This is a genomic window from Vibrio sp. OPT18 (genome assembly GCF_015163615.1).
Classification (GTDB): Bacteria; Pseudomonadota; Gammaproteobacteria; order Enterobacterales; family Vibrionaceae; genus Vibrio; species Vibrio coralliirubri.
In genome coordinates, this window is record NZ_JADDYK010000053.1 from 1 (window position 1) to 5,345 (window position 5,345).

The following is a 5,345-nucleotide window of genomic DNA, read 5'->3' on the forward strand; positions in this document are numbered from 1 at the left end:
CGCTTCGGTATACTGATAACACCAATTAATGATAAATAGAAAGCTAGATGAATCCGCACTAAGGCCCACAAATCAAACTAGTCTAAGTGCGTATTATGTATATTATGTTAAATGGTGTTTGGTGTTTGGTGTTTATAACGCAGGTATCTTTGTATGATGCCCTGCCTCTTGTTTATCTATCAAATCGACGTTCTATTTAACAGTAAGGCTATTTACCATAAAATACCTAATAAACATATTTCCTAATCTTCGATTAAGAATACGTTTATTAGACTTCAAGCATTAATCGATCAATTGCTTCTGTGATCTCTTTGGTTCTTACTGGCTTGGTCACGAAATCATTCATGCCGACATCCAAGCACGAACATTTGTCTTCTACTGATGTGTGTGCTGTTAGTGCGACGATTGGTGTTTTGATGTTCGCGTCTCTCATGTATTTGGTTGTGGTTAATCCATCCATGACCGGCATCGACACATCCATTAAGATAATGTCTATCGAGTCACTGGCTCTTTCCACAAAACCAATCGCTTCCTCACCGTTGCTTGCGATGAAAACTTCGTGGCCTTGTCGCGTTAGGATTAATTTGATCACCATTTGATTCGTTGGATTGTCTTCGACAACTAACACTGAATATCGGCTTCTCAACTCTCGTGAAGATTCATCTTCGTTGTTAGCCAGATTATTCGTAACTCTAGTAAGCACTGGTAGCTGTACTTCAAATTTGGAACCTTTTCCAGGCTCACTCTCTACCGATATGCGCCCGCGCATTAGCTCAACCAGTCTTTTAGTGATAGCCAAGCCTAAACCGGTGCCACCAAATCTGCGTGTGATTGTGCTATCAGCTTGTACAAATGGACTGAACAGCGACGAAAGTTGTTGCGAGCTAATGCCAATCCCTGTGTCTTCCACCGTTATATAGAAAGAGCTCTGCTGGTACTTGATAGAAACATGCACATGCCCATGTTCAGTGAACTTAATCGCGTTACCAATCAGGTTAAATAGGATCTGTGCTAATCGGCTTGGGTCGATGTAATGCAGTTCACCCTCAGGGATATCGCTGGTTACTGTTAGCGCCAAACCTTTATCGTCTGCTGTCTTCTTTTGTTCAGATAATACAAAAGTTACAGTGTCTCTTACATTGCTCCATTGAGGAGCTAATGAGAAACATCCAGATTCAATCTTAGAAAAATCCAATACGTCACTGATAATTGCCAATAAAAGCTCAGATGATGTACTCATATTAAGCAGTATAGACTGTTGTTCTTCGTTCAATGATGTGGATTTTAGGGTGTCTATTAGGCCAATGATGGCATTTAGCGGAGTTCTTAATTCATGACTCATCATCGCGAGGAATTCAGACTTGGCCTTGTTGGCTCTTTCTGCGTCTTTTCTTGCTGTGACAAGCTCTGCTGTACGTTCTCGAACGGTTGCTTCAAGCTTTTCTTTGTTCTCAATATCGAAAACAGCACGCTCTATCAACGGTCGGAAACGGTTTAGTGTGGCCTTGGTTTCAATACTAAAGTGCTTGGTATTTGAGTGGATAAATATGATGACGGATTGTGTTAGTCCGCTATCTATACCCGTAATAAGAACGGAGTTGATTTGGTCGAGAACAATGGGATGCAGAGAGTTGAATTCCCCAAGAGACTTGGGTTCGAAAAGGATGGCGCATTCACCATTGATGACTCGCGATAGCTTGCCACAATCGCTCCAATTCATCTGTTCGAAGACTTTGTTATTGCTTAGCAGGGTTTTGAAACTGCCTTCGTTCCCTACCCTTGATACCACGATAAAATCATCAAACTTAATGTACTTTTTGAGCACGAACTCAAGACTGGAGAATATCTCAGATATGTTACTCGCCTTACTGATCGCAGAGATGGTTGATAAGATCACCCTGTTCTCTTCAGCCAGTTTTCGCTCACGGGCTTTTAGTTTTTGCAGTTCAATACGTGCTTCTTGCAGCGCTTCTTGACCTTCAGAACCCATTACTTTTTCAACCTATAAAACGTTGCAGACGATACCATTAAATTCCCGTGTGCATTCTCACCACCAGAGAGCCTGCCTTGTTCACCAAACGTAAATGGACATATGTATGGAAGCCCATTAAGTGCTTGATTTATTTGGTCACAAACCTCATCCATATCTTGTTTAAGGTTCAACATTGGACCGGCACAAAAGATATTGATCGCCCCTAGTTTCTCTTCAAGATCCATGTCGTTGTAGTATGAGGAGTGAATGATATTCGCGGCCCGGCTAATCAACTGCTGCTTAGACCCTTGCATCAGGTAGATGGTGTCGCCTTCACTGATGTCTGTGAACAGCTCAATCCCATTACACTCCGTCTCTCTGATCGAATGAGACAATTTGAAATATGGGTAATCGTAAGAAGAGCCAACTTTCCTGCCTAATGGGTAGACTGACGACTTTTCGAAGATATAACCATCATCACTGCCACCTAAGTGGAAATTAGTCCATTCGTTGTAAACAGTGACGGCTGGCCTGTGGTCTATCTCCAACAATATTCGATTTCTTACTTTGGTCACGGTGCCTGAATAGCGCGTGGGTGTATGACCGGCGCTGAAAGAGGAATAGATGGACTGAGACGCAAACACTACCGTTAAAGACACACCACTTATAGACAGCGACTCTTCGGTGAAGATACTCCAGTTTCCTGAAACCTGATTGTCTGCAGCACTGCCACCAATAATTGGCACTTCAGTACCAAATTTCTTATCGATAGCCGCCATCACCTTTTCTTCGTTACCCGGTGTTGAATGCAACAAGATAAGATCAGGGATTTCACCTTCTCGGTTGGCGTTCTTGAGTGCTTTGTCTATCGCGTTGAAGGTACTGCGGCCTATGGAGTCGCTGAAATGTTCTATTCCCGTACCATAGGCGTTGATCCCCGAGTCATAAATAATGAGGATGCCAATGACCGGACCAGAATGAAAGCCAGTCTCGGTCATAATGCCGTGACAAGTGGTACAGCCATGTATGGGAGTGTTCGGGAGAGCATCTACGAAATATCTCTGCACAGCGAGTGTCGAATACTCTTCTGTGCAGTAACAAATAAGACAAGCAATATCGTCAGGGTTTTCCACCCCGCTGAGCAACTCATCTACTGAGATTTTATCGTCTAGGGAGTAAGAGACTTTTGATAGAAATTTCATAGATTCTGGGTAACTTTATTAATGCTCTCTTTATAACACTTTAATGCATTGTGTTTCACTGATTTGGTACATATTTCTATCAAAAGACCCGAGGCGTGCCCCAGTTTTATCTCTGTTACTCTTTGGACAAGTTTACAGAAAACGTTCTCACCTGTTGTGGAAATGTAACCGTTATTGAGGAGGTCTTATCATTAGTTTGTAACAGCCAATTTGATGGCCCTTTTTCTTCCAGAATTCCGCTTTCATTATAGCTAATGATAAATTTGCCAGTTTTAGATGTTTCGATCGAATACCCCAGGTTATCGCCCGAAATTAAAACATTATGATTATCAATACCAAATTCACAAGGTTTTGAAACTATACAGTTTACTGTTTCGTTATTATCGTATGTTACTGTTCTCCAAGTAAATGCAGCTATTAAAATAACCAACATGACGATAATTTGAACAAGCCTGCCTTTTGTTAGCTTTTGTGCCGCCATTATAATCTTTACTCCTTGTTACAAAGTTCAAAGTTTTTAAATAAAAATCCAATTCCAGACCAAGCGTAAGGTTACTACTCTGTCATTGATTTGTTAATTCAAGTATAGTGTCGCGTTGAAAATGCCACTTTTTTTTAAAATCAGCAAGTGGAAATAAAGCCCTGAATAGGCTGAATTTCCTTTTCTAATTTGGGTGGCATTACGACGTGAGTCGTGTTGGAAGTAAAGTGTAGTAAATAAGAAATTGGAAGCATGCAAATGAGCCAAGAAAAGCAGCTTGAACAAAACTACAACTATACGGTCGTCCGTCAATTTACCCTAGTTACAATTTTGTGGGGTATTGTCGGTATGGGCGTTGGTGTTTTGATTGCCGCTCAATTAGTTTGGCCACAGCTAAACTTTGATACGCCGTGGTTGACGTACAGTCGTTTACGTCCCCTGCATACTAATGCGGTTATTTTTGCGTTCGGTACAAGTGCGCTGTTTGCAACATCATATTATGTTGTACAACGTACCTGTCAGACGCGTCTCTTTGGTGGCCCTCTCGTAGCCTTTACCTTTTGGGGTTGGCAAGCGATTATCCTGTCCGCTGCGATTACTTTACCGTTAGGTCTAACCTCTGGTAAAGAATACGCAGAACTTGAATGGCCAATCGATATTGCTATTACTCTTGTGTGGGTAGCTTATGCGGTCGTGTTCTTCGGAACCATGATTAAACGTAAGACATCGCACATTTACGTAGCAAACTGGTTCTTCGGAGCCTTCATCATCACGGTTGCCGTGTTGCACATCGTTAACAGCCTAGCTGTTCCTGTATCTGCGTTTAAATCGTACTCGATTTATTCCGGAGCGATCGATGCAATGGTGCAATGGTGGTACGGACACAATGCGGTAGGCTTCCTATTGACAGCTGGTTTCCTAGGTATGATGTACTACTTCGTTCCTAAACAAGCTGGTCGCCCTGTTTACTCTTACCGTTTGTCGATTGTTCACTTCTGGGCTCTCGTGTCTCTGTATATCTGGGCTGGTCCTCACCACCTACACTACACTGCACTTCCTGACTGGACTCAATCTCTAGGTATGGTTATGTCTTTGGTTCTGTTTGCTCCATCTTGGGGTGGCATGATCAACGGTATTATGACTCTATCTGGTGCGTGGCATAAGCTTCGCTACGACCCAATCCTACGTTTCCTAATCGTTTCTCTATCATTCTACGGCATGTCGACTTTCGAAGGCCCAATGATGGCAATCAAAACGGTTAACGCACTATCTCACTACACGGACTGGACTATCGGTCACGTTCACTCTGGTGCGTTAGGTTGGGTTGCAATGGTTTCTATCGGTTCGGTTTACCACTTAGTTCCTAAACTATTTGGTCAAGAGCGTATGTACTCTGTATCTCTAATCAATGTTCACTTCTGGTTAGCAACGATTGGTACGGTTTTCTACATTGTTGCAATGTGGATCTCTGGCGTGATGCAAGGTCTGATGTGGCGTGCAGTTAACTCTGACGGTACATTAACTTACAGCTTCGTTGAATCTGTAGAAGCGTCTTACCCGTTCTACTTTGTACGTTTCTTAGGTGGTTTCATCTTCCTATCTGGTATGTTCTTAATGGCATACAACACGTACAAAACTGTTTCTGCACCTAAAGATAGCCTTAAAGCTATCCCTCAACCGGCTTAAGGAG

General features: G+C 42.5%; 4 protein-coding genes. 1 reads left to right on the forward strand and 3 read right to left on the reverse strand.

Features of this window, described 5'->3' with window-relative positions; all coding sequences use genetic code 11:
• Positions 1-268 precede the first annotated feature (268 nt).
• The 3 genes from IQQ51_RS13185 to IQQ51_RS13195 all read right to left on the reverse strand — a co-directional run bounded on the left by IQQ51_RS13185 (position 269) and on the right by IQQ51_RS13195 (position 3,655).
• Positions 269-1,990, reverse strand: a complete 1,722-nt coding sequence (locus IQQ51_RS13185) for an ATP-binding protein (protein WP_193841308.1) — start codon at positions 1,988-1,990, stop codon at positions 269-271.
• On the reverse strand, positions 1,990-3,174 hold the full coding sequence (locus IQQ51_RS13190) for an FIST signal transduction protein (protein ID WP_193841309.1): 1,185 nt from the start codon (positions 3,172-3,174) through the stop codon (positions 1,990-1,992). Before IQQ51_RS13190 ends, IQQ51_RS13185 begins: the two co-directional genes overlap by 1 nt.
• Before the next feature lie 115 nt (positions 3,175-3,289).
• The gene (locus tag IQQ51_RS13195; protein ID WP_193841310.1) at positions 3,290-3,655 is read right to left on the reverse strand and encodes a hypothetical protein; all 366 of its coding nucleotides are present in this window, start codon (positions 3,653-3,655) and stop codon (positions 3,290-3,292) included.
• Between the two features lie 252 nt (positions 3,656-3,907).
• On the opposite strand from IQQ51_RS13195, the gene ccoN reads away from it, so the two are divergent.
• Entirely contained in the window at positions 3,908-5,341 is a 1,434-nt protein-coding gene (gene ccoN / locus IQQ51_RS13200; RefSeq protein WP_009846707.1) for a cytochrome-c oxidase, cbb3-type subunit I, read from the forward strand.
• Positions 5,342-5,345: the final 4 nt, after the last annotated feature.

What these genes read in the sequence shown, in the direction of transcription:
- IQQ51_RS13185 (WP_193841308.1), bottom strand. Translation starts at nt 1,990, where the DNA reads ATGGGTTCTGAAGGTCAAGAAGCGCTGCAAGAAGCACGTATTGAACTG.
- IQQ51_RS13190 (WP_193841309.1), bottom strand. Translation starts at nt 3,174, where the DNA reads ATGAAATTTCTATCAAAAGTCTCTTACTCCCTAGACGATAAAATCTCA.
- IQQ51_RS13195 (WP_193841310.1), bottom strand. Translation starts at nt 3,655, where the DNA reads ATGGCGGCACAAAAGCTAACAAAAGGCAGGCTTGTTCAAATTATCGTC.
- ccoN (WP_009846707.1), top strand. Translation starts at nt 3,908, where the DNA reads ATGCAAATGAGCCAAGAAAAGCAGCTTGAACAAAACTACAACTATACG.